Annotated in this window: 5 protein-coding genes and 3 CRISPR repeat arrays; all 5 genes read right to left on the minus strand. The window is 41.9% G+C overall.

The features are described from left to right. Window positions 1–167 precede the first annotated feature (167 nt). The 5 genes from MSMTP_RS18700 to cas2 all read right to left on the minus strand — a co-directional run bounded on the left by MSMTP_RS18700 (window position 168) and on the right by cas2 (window position 15,041). Window positions 168–821 carry a M48 family metallopeptidase gene (locus MSMTP_RS18700; protein WP_082090772.1) on the minus strand — a complete coding sequence of 218 codons (654 nt, stop codon included), beginning with the start codon at window positions 819–821 and terminating at the stop codon, window positions 168–170. 150 nt (window positions 822–971) lie between these two features. Then, a CRISPR array of direct repeats spans window positions 972–2,911; the repeat unit is 37 nt; unit sequence GTTTCAATCCTTGTTTTAGTGGATTTTGCTCACGGAC. A 137-nt stretch (window positions 2,912–3,048) separates the two neighbouring features. Beyond that, window positions 3,049–3,380: a CRISPR direct-repeat array (repeat unit 37 nt; unit sequence GTTTCAATCCTTGTTTTAGTGGATTTTGCTCACGGAC). Between the two features lie 129 nt (window positions 3,381–3,509). Beyond that, a complete protein-coding gene (gene istB / locus MSMTP_RS15465) occupies window positions 3,510–4,283 on the minus strand; it encodes an IS21-like element helper ATPase IstB (protein WP_048181267.1) in 774 nt (257 codons plus the stop codon). Further along, complete coding sequence (gene istA, locus MSMTP_RS15470) at window positions 4,280–5,524, minus strand: IS21 family transposase (RefSeq protein ID WP_048181269.1); 1,245 nt, start codon at window positions 5,522–5,524, stop codon at window positions 4,280–4,282. The genes istB and istA overlap by 4 nt, the downstream gene beginning before the upstream one ends. A 96-nt stretch (window positions 5,525–5,620) precedes the next feature. Next, window positions 5,621–13,933: a CRISPR direct-repeat array (repeat unit 37 nt; unit sequence GTTTCAATCCTTGTTTTAGTGGATTTTGCTCACGGAC). Between the two features lie 126 nt (window positions 13,934–14,059). Continuing rightward, window positions 14,060–14,677 carry a CRISPR-associated protein Cas4 gene (cas4, locus tag MSMTP_RS15475; RefSeq protein WP_048181271.1) on the minus strand — a complete coding sequence of 206 codons (618 nt, stop codon included), beginning with the start codon at window positions 14,675–14,677 and terminating at the stop codon, window positions 14,060–14,062. 7 nt (window positions 14,678–14,684) lie between these two features. Next, a complete protein-coding gene (cas2, locus tag MSMTP_RS15480) occupies window positions 14,685–15,041 on the minus strand; it encodes a CRISPR-associated endonuclease Cas2 (protein ID WP_231582820.1) in 357 nt (118 codons plus the stop codon). Between the last annotated feature and the right edge of the window lie 17 nt (window positions 15,042–15,058).

A 15,058-nucleotide genomic window follows, 5' to 3' on the forward strand; every position in this document is an offset into this window, starting at 1 on the left:
TTTGACGGATACCGGAAGAGACATGGGCAAGTACTCATAAAAGTTGCTTGTGTGGCTTGTGTGTCACCCTAGTGAAATGAAACGGAACTGCATGTTGTCACATTAATGTTCGGTGAGATAGTGGTCTGGGGTAGAGCCTGATTATATATCCATCTCTCCAGCAGCTTTCATATCATCTGTTCCAGCAGTTGTCCATTCTCCTTCAGCCAGACCTTTGCCTTTTCCATTGTCGGAGATTGAGCACGAATAATATTCCAAAACCTAGGAGTATGGTTGGGCTCAATGAGATGGGCAAGTTCGTGAATGATAACATAATCAATGACGAACATCGGTGCCTTTATCAGCCGCCAGTTGAAATTAACGTTATTATTCACGGTGCAGGATCCCCAACGGTAGCAGTTGTCGACTATCTTGACCTCGGCAAAATCGACCCCTAGTTCGCGAGTGTGATGCTTGACCCTTGGGACAATTTTTTTCTCTGGCTCTGCTGATATACCATTCCCGCAAGGCCTCTTCTCACTTTTCTCCTTGAGTAGCAGGAATAAGGAAACGATGGGCAAACTGAATCTCGGATAAATCCGTATTAACCAACTCGATGCGGTATTGTGACGGCCCAGGTAAAGCGCAGATTCACCGCTGACCAGTTCTTTCCCTGGTGGATGAGGGAGGTCCTGATATTTCTGGGGATGGTTAATTTTTTCGTATATCCATTGACGTTTTGAATCCACTACCTCAGGCTGTATTTTTTCTTCAGATCTTGGTGCATAGTTCAGTTTGAAGATACGAGAGGAAAAGGGCACGTCAGCAGGATGATCGGGCATGAGGATGTGCTGGCGGCGGTTGTGTAACTGGCGGACTGGAGAAATCAGTGCGTTTTTTTGGATTGCTTTTCGGGTACCGGAGTTCTCACCGGCCGAAGAGCGAAGCGAGGCGGACGGCTTTTTCAGAAAAATTAGAATGAGGATGCATGTGTTCCAATCCTTGTTTTAGTGGATTTTGCTCATGGACAACGCTCGCCACATGTCCGCGCCCTACCTCGATATTTTGTTTCAATCCTTGTTTTAGTGGATTTTGCTCACGGACGGTCATCATCTGCGGGAGTCTCGGTTTGACTAGATCGTGTTTCAATCCTTGTTTTAGTGGATTTTGCTCACGGACGATACCGGGCAGGAGGCATTGCGAGGGTGCTTTAAGTTTCAATCCTTGTTTTAGTGGATTTTGCCCACGGACGGCGCGGAGAATGGAATTTTCGATTATGTTTTTTCAGGTTTCAATCCTTGTTTTAGTGGATTTTGCTCACGGACTGCTTTATTAGGGTTGAAACTGCAAATTTATCTGGTTTCAATCCTTGTTTTAGTGGATTTTGCTCACGGACTGTAGGTGTAAATATTCCAAAAACTGAAAGATTATAGTTTCAATCCTTGTTTTAGTGGATTTTGCTCACGGACCCTCCACAGATACCCCGGCGTTTTTCATGGTCTCATGTTTCAATCCTTGTTTTAGTGGATTTTGCTCACGGACATTTAGAGAAAACCGCATAAGCGGGTTTCGACTTTTGTTTCAATCCTTGTTTTAGTGGATTTTGCTCACGGACGTATTGGAAACTATATGTACACTACAGCCAAAAGGTTTCAATCCTTGTTTTAGTGGATTTTGCTCACGGACTTTTACCATCCTGATTTCATGACCTATCATGCAAATAGTTTCAATCCTTGTTTTAGTGGATTTTGCTCACGGACGCAGCCACGGCGGCGGTTTTGGTTGGAATCAGGTATACGTTTCAATCCTTGTTTTAGTGGATTTTGCTCACGGACCCTTTCCAATATTGGAAAGTGCCGGAAGATGTATCGGTTTCAATCCTTGTTTTAGTGGATTTTGCTCACGGACCTAGACGGCGGGAACGTTCCCATATCTACAGCATTGTTTCAATCCTTGTTTTAGTGGATTTTGCTCACGGACCAGGTCCAGTTACGGCAGCCCATAGCCCAAAACATAGTTTCAATCCTTGTTTTAGTGGATTTTGCTCACGGACACAAGCTCAGCGCCACCAGCCAGTGGAACAGTTCAGGTTTCAATCCTTGTTTTAGTGGATTTTGCTCACGGACCCGAGTTTACCCCGCCCGCGTCAAAACACATATCAGAGTTTCAATCCTTGTTTTAGTGGATTTTGCTCACGGACCTAATGAATCACTCTCACCCCCGGACCGGTGATATAAGTTTCAATCCTTGTTTTAGTGGATTTTGCTCACGGACTTTAGAAACTGGGATAAAGAGCTACTTGAAGACTTTGTTTCAATCCTTGTTTTAGTGGATTTTGCTCACGGACTCAGCGAAATCTTTACACCAATGTAATTGAATTTCTGTTTCAATCCTTGTTTTAGTGGATTTTGCTCACGGACACAAAAATGTAAGACACGAATAGAAGAGAACGTACAAGTTTCAATCCTTGTTTTAGTGGATTTTGCTCACGGACGCTATATGTGTTGTGACAATTCGGGGCTCATTTGAGTTTCAATCCTTGTTTTAGTGGATTTTGCTCACGGACAAAGCCATGTGATACGACAGGGGAGAGAGAGAATAAGGTTTCAATCCTTGTTTTAGTGGATTTTGCTCACGGACATAGCCCTTGGAGCATGTATGGCTATGGTCCTCATGTTTCAATCCTTGTTTTAGTGGATTTTGCTCACGGACGGCTGAGAGAAATACAAATAGCTGGAGCATTACGATGTTTCAATCCTTGTTTTAGTGGATTTTGCTCACGGACACCATGACCAGCGACTTCATCGATAACGGAAACGAGGTTTCAATCCTTGTTTTAGTGGATTTTGCTCACGGACGGGACTTGAAGCAGGCGACCCGGACAAAGGTGGAAGGGTTTCAATCCTTGTTTTAGTGGATTTTGCTCACGGACAAAGAATATAAAAACCCTAGCCAAATACAGGCTCAGATATCAGCTGTATTAGGCGAAGGCAGACATTTACTAGTAAAGTATAAGGGGAAAAACAGAGGCATAGGGAAAACTACCAAGTATTTGACGATCGACGAAGCGTTTCAATCCTTGTTTTAGTGGATTTTGCTCACGGACTTGTTTCTATTACCTCGATCAATCGACCAAGTTTTTGTTTCAATCCTTGTTTTAGTGGATTTTGCTCACGGACCCCTTCATCATCTATGAGCCTGCTTCCATCATCTTGTTTCAATCCTTGTTTTAGTGGATTTTGCTCACGGACCCCGGTAATTCGTGCCTACATCAGCTTTTGGCGTTGTGGTTTCAATCCTTGTTTTAGTGGATTTTGCTCACGGACTTTATCAAAGTGACTGGTCCACTTGAAGCAGGCCCTGAGTTTCAATCCTTGTTTTAGTGGATTTTGCTCACGGACCTCCTGAATGGCTTTTCAGGTTCCAGCTTGCGCTGTCAACGGCAGTTTACTTTTCCCCACTTCGGACGGTTTAAAATTCCCCACCTTTTGATATAAAGTTTGCTTAATTTTTCAATAACTTCTGTAGAATTAGGTGTATGGAATTACCGTTTTTATGCCCTGTCTTTTCCTCTCCTTAAGCCTGTAGCTTTCTCCTTTGATGTTGATTGTTGTGCAGTGATGGAGTATACGATCAAGTACAGCCGCCGCTATTACATGGTCTTGGAATATTTCACCCCATTCTCCATAAGACTTGTTTGAGGTAAAGATAGTTGAGCTTTTCTCATAACGTTTTGATATAAGCTGAAATAAACAATGTGCTCCTTCTTCATCAAAAGGAAGATAGCCCATTTCATCGATTATCAGTAGTTTGTATTTCGTAAAGTCCCTCATCTTCTTTTCAAATACACCTTCCCGATTTGCTTTTTTTAATCTCTCTATAAGGTTGCCTGCATTGACAAAGTAAACAGAAAAACCTGCTTTCACGGCTTCCATTCCAAGAGCGACTGCAAGATGGGATTTCCCAACTCCAGGAGGACCGAGTAAAACAATATTTTCAGTGTTGTGTACAAATCTCAAAGTAGAAAGGTCTTTAATCACAGTTTTATCAACGGACGGTTGAAACTCGAAATCAAATTCCTCAAGAGTCTTTTTTACAGGGAATACTGCACTTTTCATCCTTCTGTTAATTGCCGCAGCATCCCTGTGTTTCCTTTCCTGTTCAAGCAGATGATCAAGAACTTCCATTGTTGTCTTGCTGTCTTTTGCAGCGAGTTCCAGATAGTTGTCCAGGATCTCTTCAATGGTATCCAGTTTCAGACACTGAAGGTTATTGTGAAGCCTTTCGTATGTGAAATTGTTCATACTGAACCTCCTTGACTAAAAGCTTCATAGATCTCAAGAGATCTCTTCTCCACTTCTGGGCCTGAAAACTTCATTGGAGGCTTTGAAGTATTTCTGCAAGCAGAATTCTCTTTTAGAATCTCACTCAGGAGTCCCTGAAAGTGTTCCTTTCTCCTGATCACACTACCGTATTCATGTAGGATCTCATGTTCACAAATGCACTCGTTATCGACACAAACCTCGAACTTTCCCTCTGATATATGAAGCTCTGCAGTTCTTCCTGCAAACTTGTAAGGAACAGAATATTTATTTCCAAGATAAGAAATATAACAGTCTCTTGAAATCTTTCTGGTCTCTTCCTTAACAACTCTGTATGCGGGAACCTGATCCAGAGAGGCCAAGTTCTCCTCCTTGAAGCGTTCAAGAGGGATTTCATGAGTTGTTCCATGGACACTTGAATTCACTCTCTTTAACCATCCCATAACCTGAACATTTAGGCTTTCAAGGGAACTGAACTCTCTTCCAAGGAAGAAATCCCTCTTGACGTATCCAACAGTGCTTTCAATTTTCCCTTTCGTCTGAGGTCTGTATGGCCTGCACAAGCGAGGAATAAATCTGTAATACTTGAAGAAATCCTCAAACTGAGGGTTCCACTCTGAATCAGATGATTTCAATGCTCTCCTGATTACAACCTGTTTCATGTTGTCATACAGGATCTCCTGTGTCCATCCACCAAAGTACTGAAACGCATTCAAATGACACTGAATAAGTGTAGGTGTGTCGATACTCAGTGTAAATTCTACATATCTCATTCTGGAGTATCCAAGAATCATGTTAAAACAGAAAAGCTTCTTGAGTTTTCCATCGAATTCAACTGTTCCTAATTCTCCCCAATCAACCTGGGATTGGACACCAGCTTTTGTCTCATAGCGGAGTACCGCATCTACTCCCTGTTTAGGTCTGATCTGTCTTATAAAATCCTTAACGATGGTCTCCCCACCTTCATAGCCCATTTCCTTGATTTCGCGAAAGAGGCGAGCTGCGGTATAGGGGGATTCACTAAGCTTTTTGAGTATGTGAGGTTTGAAGGAATCGAGTTTGCTCGGTCTTGTCGGACGTTTTTGGGGTTCAAGAGGTGTCTTCTTGTTGAGATATTTCCTCACAGTTTTCCGATCATGTCCTGTTTTTCTGGCGATTTCACTTATGTTCAAGCCTCGTGAATTATAATCTCTTATCACTAACCAATCCTCCATTTTCAGCATGATCCACAATCCTCGAACTTTTCTCAAGGATTGTGAATTGGGGAATTTTAAACCGCCGAAAATGGGGAATTCTTAACCGCCGTTGACAGCGCCGAAGTTTCAATCCTTGTTTTAGTGGATTTTGCTCACGGACTGTTGTCTTCTGTCCTGCTGAGAGCCCCGCCATGAGTTTCAATCCTTGTTTTAGTGGATTTTGCTCACGGACCGTTGCTGAATATTTCGGTTTTTTCGATGAGTTGAGGTTTCAATCCTTGTTTTAGTGGATTTTGCTCACGGACTTCTGAACAAAATCTGCGAGCGTTTCCACGATGAATGTTTCAATCCTTGTTTTAGTGGATTTTGCTCACGGACCGGGATAACAGATATATTAAGCATGGAGTGGAAAAAGGTTTCAATCCTTGTTTTAGTGGATTTTGCTCACGGACGAACTCCATCAGGTCATCAGATGCGCCGAAAACTAGTTTCAATCCTTGTTTTAGTGGATTTTGCTCACGGACTCCCCAAAGGTGTGACGCCCGGAAGCTTTGCAACAGAGTTTCAATCCTTGTTTTAGTGGATTTTGCTCACGGACCTGAAATACATCCAGCAGAAAATACAATAATTAATAGTTTCAATCCTTGTTTTAGTGGATTTTGCTCACGGACCAGGACAAAAGTTTCCAAATGCTGCAATTCTCTTTTGTTTCAATCCTTGTTTTAGTGGATTTTGCTCACGGACCACTTCCATATCTTTTAAAATGGTCACATAATATGTTTCAATCCTTGTTTTAGTGGATTTTGCTCACGGACATATCAGGAATCAATAACCGGCTTCGGTGACTACAGTTTCAATCCTTGTTTTAGTGGATTTTGCTCACGGACAATAAGGAAAATTGAACAGATCAAAGAGCACACAGAGTGTTTCAATCCTTGTTTTAGTGGATTTTGCTCACGGACATACCCACATTGTCCCGAAAAAGACCGCAATCGAGTTTCAATCCTTGTTTTAGTGGATTTTGCTCACGGACCTTCCCACTCATAACAAACAGCAAACAAGACCAAAGTTTCAATCCTTGTTTTAGTGGATTTTGCTCACGGACATTTACCCCCGTTATATTTCGGTTGCCGTTTTAGGTAGTTTCAATCCTTGTTTTAGTGGATTTTGCTCACGGACAAGAAAGCCGGGCCGTAAGTAGAATACATTGAATCGGTTTCAATCCTTGTTTTAGTGGATTTTGCTCACGGACCCTGCTCATAGGTCTAACTCCCAATATAGCAGATTGTTTCAATCCTTGTTTTAGTGGATTTTGCTCACGGACCCCTGGGACCTGGTTCCGGACATCAGGGAGCGCCGGTGTTTCAATCCTTGTTTTAGTGGATTTTGCTCACGGACAATACATCCTAGAATCCCTTTCCCCTACGATATTGCTGTTTCAATCCTTGTTTTAGTGGATTTTGCTCACGGACAATACAAAACATTGAAATTGCAATGTCTCGGTATTTGTTTCAATCCTTGTTTTAGTGGATTTTGCTCACGGACCTTCCACAACAAATTCAACCCCGCCAACCTCCGAAAAGTTTCAATCCTTGTTTTAGTGGATTTTGCTCACGGACGGCAGTTCACACGCTCAGAAAAACCAAAGCCACTATGTTTCAATCCTTGTTTTAGTGGATTTTGCTCACGGACAAGCTCAATAAAGCCAACTGCTTTATATTACAATCAGTTTCAATCCTTGTTTTAGTGGATTTTGCTCACGGACACCACCAACACAGACAGCAGCCAACGCCGCCGCAAAACGTTTCAATCCTTGTTTTAGTGGATTTTGCTCACGGACAGCCACCTGGCAAACATACTGGACCCAGACTTCGATAGTTTCAATCCTTGTTTTAGTGGATTTTGCTCACGGACACGAAAAACGAGAAAAAAACACGTATATTATTAGGGTTTCAATCCTTGTTTTAGTGGATTTTGCTCACGGACTGCCTACACAGGCACAGCAGATGCCACATTAGGAGTGTTTCAATCCTTGTTTTAGTGGATTTTGCTCACGGACACATACCATTTAAAAATTTATCAAACTCTTCAACGGTGTTTCAATCCTTGTTTTAGTGGATTTTGCTCACGGACGTCGCTGGATTTGTTGTATGCATTGTATGAATAGGTTTCAATCCTTGTTTTAGTGGATTTTGCTCACGGACATCTAACGCCGGGTCAAATACCGGCATGACGATAAGTTTCAATCCTTGTTTTAGTGGATTTTGCTCACGGACACTGGGGAACTCTCAGAGTTCACATCCGAAGATTCGTTTCAATCCTTGTTTTAGTGGATTTTGCTCACGGACACTTCGTGATCTGCCCGGACATCGTGCAGGGTGGAAGTTTCAATCCTTGTTTTAGTGGATTTTGCTCACGGACTTAATGTTTTGCATTTCACCATAATTGCATAAGTAGTTTCAATCCTTGTTTTAGTGGATTTTGCTCACGGACGCTTTGCTTCTGTGAATACCAGGACCCGGAGATAGGGTTTCAATCCTTGTTTTAGTGGATTTTGCTCACGGACGTGCCATTAATGAGAGGGTTGCTTTTTGACTGCCTGGTTTCAATCCTTGTTTTAGTGGATTTTGCTCACGGACAGTTGCTAATTTGCCTGCTGAAAGGCGGACAACTGCGTTTCAATCCTTGTTTTAGTGGATTTTGCTCACGGACTCCAGATCGAGAACGTTAACCTGTTTTTTCAGGGTGTTTCAATCCTTGTTTTAGTGGATTTTGCTCACGGACAATTCGACCAAATTAATCAGGATTCTGTCTTTGATCGTGTTTCAATCCTTGTTTTAGTGGATTTTGCTCACGGACATAATCCTTCGATTTTAGTATACGACAGCAGGACATTTGTTTCAATCCTTGTTTTAGTGGATTTTGCTCACGGACATACATATTTTTAGTCCGTCCTCCGTAGTTGTTAATTTGTTTCAATCCTTGTTTTAGTGGATTTTGCTCACGGACTTATGTTCAGCGACCAGGGCAGCCTGTAGCTTACAGTTTCAATCCTTGTTTTAGTGGATTTTGCTCACGGACAAGCCGTTTTGGGGTTGAGCGAATGTAATGCTGTGGGTTTCAATCCTTGTTTTAGTGGATTTTGCTCACGGACCCAGGACTCCGGAGCACATAGCCAGGACCCCGGCAAGTTTCAATCCTTGTTTTAGTGGATTTTGCTCACGGACAGGATGTCGAAACGTATACCGATTCAACTCTTGATGTTTCAATCCTTGTTTTAGTGGATTTTGCTCACGGACCAGACGTCCCCGGCAGTTTCCCCGGGATCGCTCAGGCTAGTTTCAATCCTTGTTTTAGTGGATTTTGCTCACGGACTTGTATCTTCTCTCTACCGGTTCTGTCTCTCTTCGTTTCAATCCTTGTTTTAGTGGATTTTGCTCACGGACGAATCATTCACGGGCATAACAAAAACCGACAGGAGTTTCAATCCTTGTTTTAGTGGATTTTGCTCACGGACTGCAGGCATCCCGTGGGGAAAAGTAGCCGTGATAAAGTTTCAATCCTTGTTTTAGTGGATTTTGCTCACGGACGTAACAAGACAAAACTACGGAGTCGCAAACATGGCGTTTCAATCCTTGTTTTAGTGGATTTTGCTCACGGACAACGTCGAAAACTGAAATATCAAGACCACAAAAAAAGTTTCAATCCTTGTTTTAGTGGATTTTGCTCACGGACTCTAACTCCGATTATTTTTATGCCTCTATCATCCCGGTTTCAATCCTTGTTTTAGTGGATTTTGCTCACGGACCAGGATAGCTACGGCTCAACTCCCTGAGAACTATGGGTTTCAATCCTTGTTTTAGTGGATTTTGCTCACGGACGATTCATAATCAGTGTACTCTTTGAAATTAGCAAGGTTTCAATCCTTGTTTTAGTGGATTTTGCTCACGGACTGAAGCCGCAATCCTTGAAACCATGACGAAGTACACGAGGTTTCAATCCTTGTTTTAGTGGATTTTGCTCACGGACATAGAAGTCGAAGGCTCAGACGAACTCCGAAGACAGGGTTTCAATCCTTGTTTTAGTGGATTTTGCTCACGGACGTAAGGGGCTTTTGTGGATTTGCCCGAGCCCATAAGTTTCAATCCTTGTTTTAGTGGATTTTGCTCACGGACGATTATGAAGGGCTTCTCAGAAGTCCATGTCCACCAGTTTCAATCCTTGTTTTAGTGGATTTTGCTCACGGACGAATCAAGATAGTTCCACCCATCCGGATTAATTTCAGTTTCAATCCTTGTTTTAGTGGATTTTGCTCACGGACCCGGTTTGCAAGTCCATACTACGGTCAGGCATTGCGGGTTTCAATCCTTGTTTTAGTGGATTTTGCTCACGGACAGATCAAGAGGGCTGCCAGGTGTTGAGCGTCGGATGTTTCAATCCTTGTTTTAGTGGATTTTGCTCACGGACACCTGCTCTCATTGCAGTGATGAACAGCAAAGGACATGGTTTCAATCCTTGTTTTAGTGGATTTTGCTCACGGACCGTTTGGGAGATCGGACGGATGGCATGGAGGCAGGTGTTTCAATCCTTGTTTTAGTGGATTTTGCTCACGGACACGATACATTACCCATACGTCATTATGAGACATTCATAGTTTCAATCCTTGTTTTAGTGGATTTTGCTCACGGACAATGACCGTCACTGAACTGTTCTACGCCTTTGTGACAGGTTTCAATCCTTGTTTTAGTGGATTTTGCTCACGGACTGAAAAAGAGATATTGAAAAGTACATACAATAGAGGTTTCAATCCTTGTTTTAGTGGATTTTGCTCACGGACAGGACACCGACGGAATCACAAACCCGGTAGTCTATATGTTTCAATCCTTGTTTTAGTGGATTTTGCTCACGGACAACAATGAGTTTAGATACCAATGAAAACATAACAAAGTTTCAATCCTTGTTTTAGTGGATTTTGCTCACGGACATATCGAAAAATAATGAAATTGAAAACAATCTCATGGTTTCAATCCTTGTTTTAGTGGATTTTGCTCACGGACGGGCTTCTGCACAGTTTTTAATTAGGGATAATAGATGTTTCAATCCTTGTTTTAGTGGATTTTGCTCACGGACTTCACATACAATTTAGGGTCAGTTTCCCAACTAAGAGTTTCAATCCTTGTTTTAGTGGATTTTGCTCACGGACAAACAAATTACAATTGAACCTGAACAAAACGAATGGAGTTTCAATCCTTGTTTTAGTGGATTTTGCTCACGGACGGGACAGAATACGAAGTACCGCTGGAAGGCGTGGAGAGTTTCAATCCTTGTTTTAGTGGATTTTGCTCACGGACATTTTCCTCACCTTATATTTTATTGAGTATAGGGGAGTTTCAATCCTTGTTTTAGTGGATTTTGCTCACGGACAAGAATACGCGGCGACAGATGGAACCCGGCAAAGTGGTTTCAATCCTTGTTTTAGTGGATTTTGCTCACGGACTTGCTAGTACCGTGCCGACTTTTACATGAGGTGAGGTGTTTCAATCCTTGTTTTAGTGGATTTTGCTCACGGACAAAACCGATTGAAAGCAGTCGGTTTTGATGTTAATGTTTCAATCCTTGTTTTAGTGGATTTTGCTCACGGACACGAAAATTTGATGGTTTTTTGATCAAAGATGGGCATAGTTTCAATCCTTGTTTTAGTGGATTTTGCTCACGGACACTGATGGGGATACGTATTCCTGCACGGTCATAAGTTTCAATCCTTGTTTTAGTGGATTTTGCTCACGGACTTCCTGATAATGTGCATGGTACATCGGTGGGGGTGGGTTTCAATCCTTGTTTTAGTGGATTTTGCTCACGGACTAAAACCTAAACATTACCAAGTGATAATAAAACCAATGTTTCAATCCTTGTTTTAGTGGATTTTGCTCACGGACTAGAAGTCGAAAGCTCAGACGAACTCCGGAGACAGGGTTTCAATCCTTGTTTTAGTGGATTTTGCTCACGGACCGGCTGTAATGATTCCTAATGGGCTTTCTATCAAGAAAGTTTCAATCCTTGTTTTAGTGGATTTTGCTCACGGACTAGAAAAAACAAAGTTTCTAAGTTCAGTGGACACGGGTTTCAATCCTTGTTTTAGTGGATTTTGCTCACGGACACGAGCGGCTTATGAGTCCGGAAACAATAAGGAAAATGTTTCAATCCTTGTTTTAGTGGATTTTGCTCACGGACTCGAGAGCCCCTTTATCAACGCTGACAAAAACAGTATGTTTCAATCCTTGTTTTAGTGGATTTTGCTCACGGACACATCCCCTTTGCAATCCTAATAACCTCTTCCCCCGTGGTTTCAATCCTTGTTTTAGTGGATTTTGCTCACGGACAAAAACAGGGGGTCAAACTGGACCGGAACGCCCTGAGTTTCAATCCTTGTTTTAGTGGATTTTGCTCACGGACGTATCTCATGCCATGGTCTTTATCCTGGAAACCCCCGAAAGTTTCAATCCTTGTTTTAGTGGATTTTGCTCACGGACCGGTTGCGTAGTAATAGGCTAATATGTCCGAACTGCTGGTTTCAATCCTTGTTTTAGTGGATTTTGCTCACGGACTAATCGGAGGGATTGCAAAAACATCCATTGAATATTGTTTCAATCCTTGTTTTAGTGGATTTTGCTCACGGACTCAAATTATAAAGTATTAATTTACTTTTTTCTTTTTTGTTTCAATCCTTGTTTTAGTGGATTTTGCTCACGGACTAATTGCCCGGGGGTCAACTATCCCGAGCACGTCTTGTTTCAATCCTTGTTTTAGTGGATTTTGCTCACGGACTCCATGGAGTCCACGTAATTACCAAGGACATAATGTTTCAATCCTTGTTTTAGTGGATTTTGCTCACGGACCTGGATAGATTACAGCAGTTCCACAAACAACAGCTATGTTTCAATCCTTGTTTTAGTGGATTTTGCTCACGGACAACCCCCATTCATACCAGCAGCAAAAAGCGGGTTTGGTTTCAATCCTTGTTTTAGTGGATTTTGCTCACGGACGTGGTGCTTTTTTTTGTTTTTTTTCGTTTTTGAAAGTTTCAATCCTTGTTTTAGTGGATTTTGCTCACGGACAACATTGTTGCGTTCGGTGAACAGTTGACCAAGACGTTTCAATCCTTGTTTTAGTGGATTTTGCTCACGGACTTGTTTAGTGGCGGCGGTATTTACGTTATGTTACATCAGTTTCAATCCTTGTTTTAGTGGATTTTGCTCACGGACTGGAATCTGCTTTAATTTTATCCGTGGTTGGGTGGTGTTTCAATCCTTGTTTTAGTGGATTTTGCTCACGGACTAATTCTTCTTTGCTGACCATCTTTCCCACACTCCTGTTTCAATCCTTGTTTTAGTGGATTTTGCTCACGGACTTTTCTTTGGGTTTAGTTACGTCAGACATTATTAATGTTTCAATCCTTGTTTTAGTGGATTTTGCTCACGGACAGACACGGACGGCCGGACCGCCGAAAGCATCAAGCTCGGTTTCAATCCTTGTTTTAGTGGATTTTGCTCACGGACCGAAAGCATATCAGGAACAAAAGCCACCGGGACACGTTTCAATCCTTGTTTTAGTGGATTTTGCTCACGGACCCGAGGAACAAATCGACCGACTATATTTCAGTTTGATCGTTTCAATCCTTGTTTTAGTGGATTTTGCTCACGGACGTGTATTTTTCGAGTAGTTCTATCGTCCTACCAATGAGTTTCAATCCTTGTTTTAGTGGATTTTGCTCACGGACATACGACACAAAAATGGGCTCAGTTACAGGATCATAGTTTCAATCCTTGTTTTAGTGGATTTTGCTCACGGACGAAAAATGCGATACCGATTTCCAAGAAGAAGAAGAAGTTTCAATCCTTGTTTTAGTGGATTTTGCTCACGGACCCGGCAACACCTACACAATCACAACCGGCAGCGCAAGTTTCAATCCTTGTTTTAGTGGATTTTGCTCACGGACCAGATCATGAAACGTGGGGACCCGATTCAGTATATTTGTTTCAATCCTTGTTTTAGTGGATTTTGCTCACGGACTGTTATCCGCCAGGCACAGGTAGTCGGAAGCGTAAAGTTTCAATCCTTGTTTTAGTGGATTTTGCTCACGGACAACTCAAAGAAGAGTGAATCCCGGCCCTTTAATTTTTGTTTCAATCCTTGTTTTAGTGGATTTTGCTCACGGACCGAATTTGTAAATAATCATCATCCTTTATGAGGTGTGTTTCAATCCTTGTTTTAGTGGATTTTGCTCACGGACCCTCGTCGTCAGGATCAAAAAAATCAGGACAATCGGTTTCAATCCTTGTTTTAGTGGATTTTGCTCACGGACTGTCATGAGCCAGGTTCCCTATTACTTGGAGTGATTTGTTTCAATCCTTGTTTTAGTGGATTTTGCTCACGGACACCGCAAGTTTTTACCTCTTTTTAGGTAAATAAGGTATATTAAACCTTCTTTTTTGGCATCAAAATTCTTGATGGTAATTTATCAAATCCTTTATATAGGGAAGAAAAGTGGCATGAAAAATAGCATCAAACACAAATATTTCTATAACAGCAATCTATGCATTTTCTTGAGGATCTTGTTGTTTTTGGATACACGCCTTTATTCATTACGTCTAAGATTTCCTGTATTATTTTCAGGGATTTGTCAAAATCGGAAGGTTTAATGGCAATTTCTTTGACCAGGTTGTTGCTTCGAGTGAAGCAGATGTATCCCCTGTTTACTTCTATGTTATAGTTTTCCTGGATTAAAAGGGCTTGCAGGATCAACTGGTTTTTATATGTCTTGAATATCTTGTCCTTGTATTCGGCAAATTTGTACTCTAAGGGAGCTGCAGTTCCGTCTTCCAGAAACAGGACTTCATCAACGATTCCTTTTATGTGGTTTTTACTGGAGGCTATGAATACTTCGCTCTCTTTTCTTTTGCAGTTCAACCTTTTTCTCGTATGATCCCTGTTAGTGAGTTTTCGGGTTTCATGCACTTCCCTGCCTTTCTGGACCTTGAAGCGTTTTTCTTCGTGTTGTGGAATATCAAGGCAATACATATAAAAGATGAATCTGGGGCAGAACAGGTATTCTAGCACATCTGAAATCGTGATTAAGGTCCCTTCCAGAGCTTCTTTTTGGTTTTCTCCTGCAGCCTGCATAAGTTCCTCAAAAGAATTTTGTAATAACTTCGTCACTGACGAGTTCTTTGTCAAAAGCCTGCCCGATTAGCTGGACTTTCTTGAATGACTGTTCATCCATCGGGAAAACATATACTGAATCCCTGTCGGTATCAACCAATTCTTCACATTCAACTGCCAGTGAATCTCTTTCATTTGCGTTCAGGTCTCCCAGAAATACACTTTTCTGGACCCTGTAAAGCCCATAACTCTTGCAGCAGTCACTGACCTTCTGGCGAGGTCTGTTTTCCGTGATGTCGTATATTACCCAGACAAGCAGTTTTAATTCCTCCGGATTTGCCTTCTTCTGATTTGCCTTCTTCTTCTGATTTGCTTTCTTATTCACCTTTTTTCTATTTTCTT

It is taken from the genome of Methanosarcina sp. MTP4 (genome assembly GCF_000970045.1).
Lineage (GTDB): Archaea > Halobacteriota > Methanosarcinia > Methanosarcinales > Methanosarcinaceae > MTP4.

Excerpts from the sequence above, each read along its gene's own strand:
- cas4 (WP_048181271.1), bottom strand. The coding sequence starts at position 14,677 with ATGCAGGCTGCAGGAGAAAACCAAAAAGAAGCTCTGGAAGGGACCTTA.
- MSMTP_RS18700 (WP_082090772.1), bottom strand. The coding sequence starts at position 821 with ATGCCCGATCATCCTGCTGACGTGCCCTTTTCCTCTCGTATCTTCAAA.
- istB (WP_048181267.1), bottom strand. The coding sequence starts at position 4,283 with ATGAACAATTTCACATACGAAAGGCTTCACAATAACCTTCAGTGTCTG.
- istA (WP_048181269.1), bottom strand. The coding sequence starts at position 5,524 with ATGCTGAAAATGGAGGATTGGTTAGTGATAAGAGATTATAATTCACGA.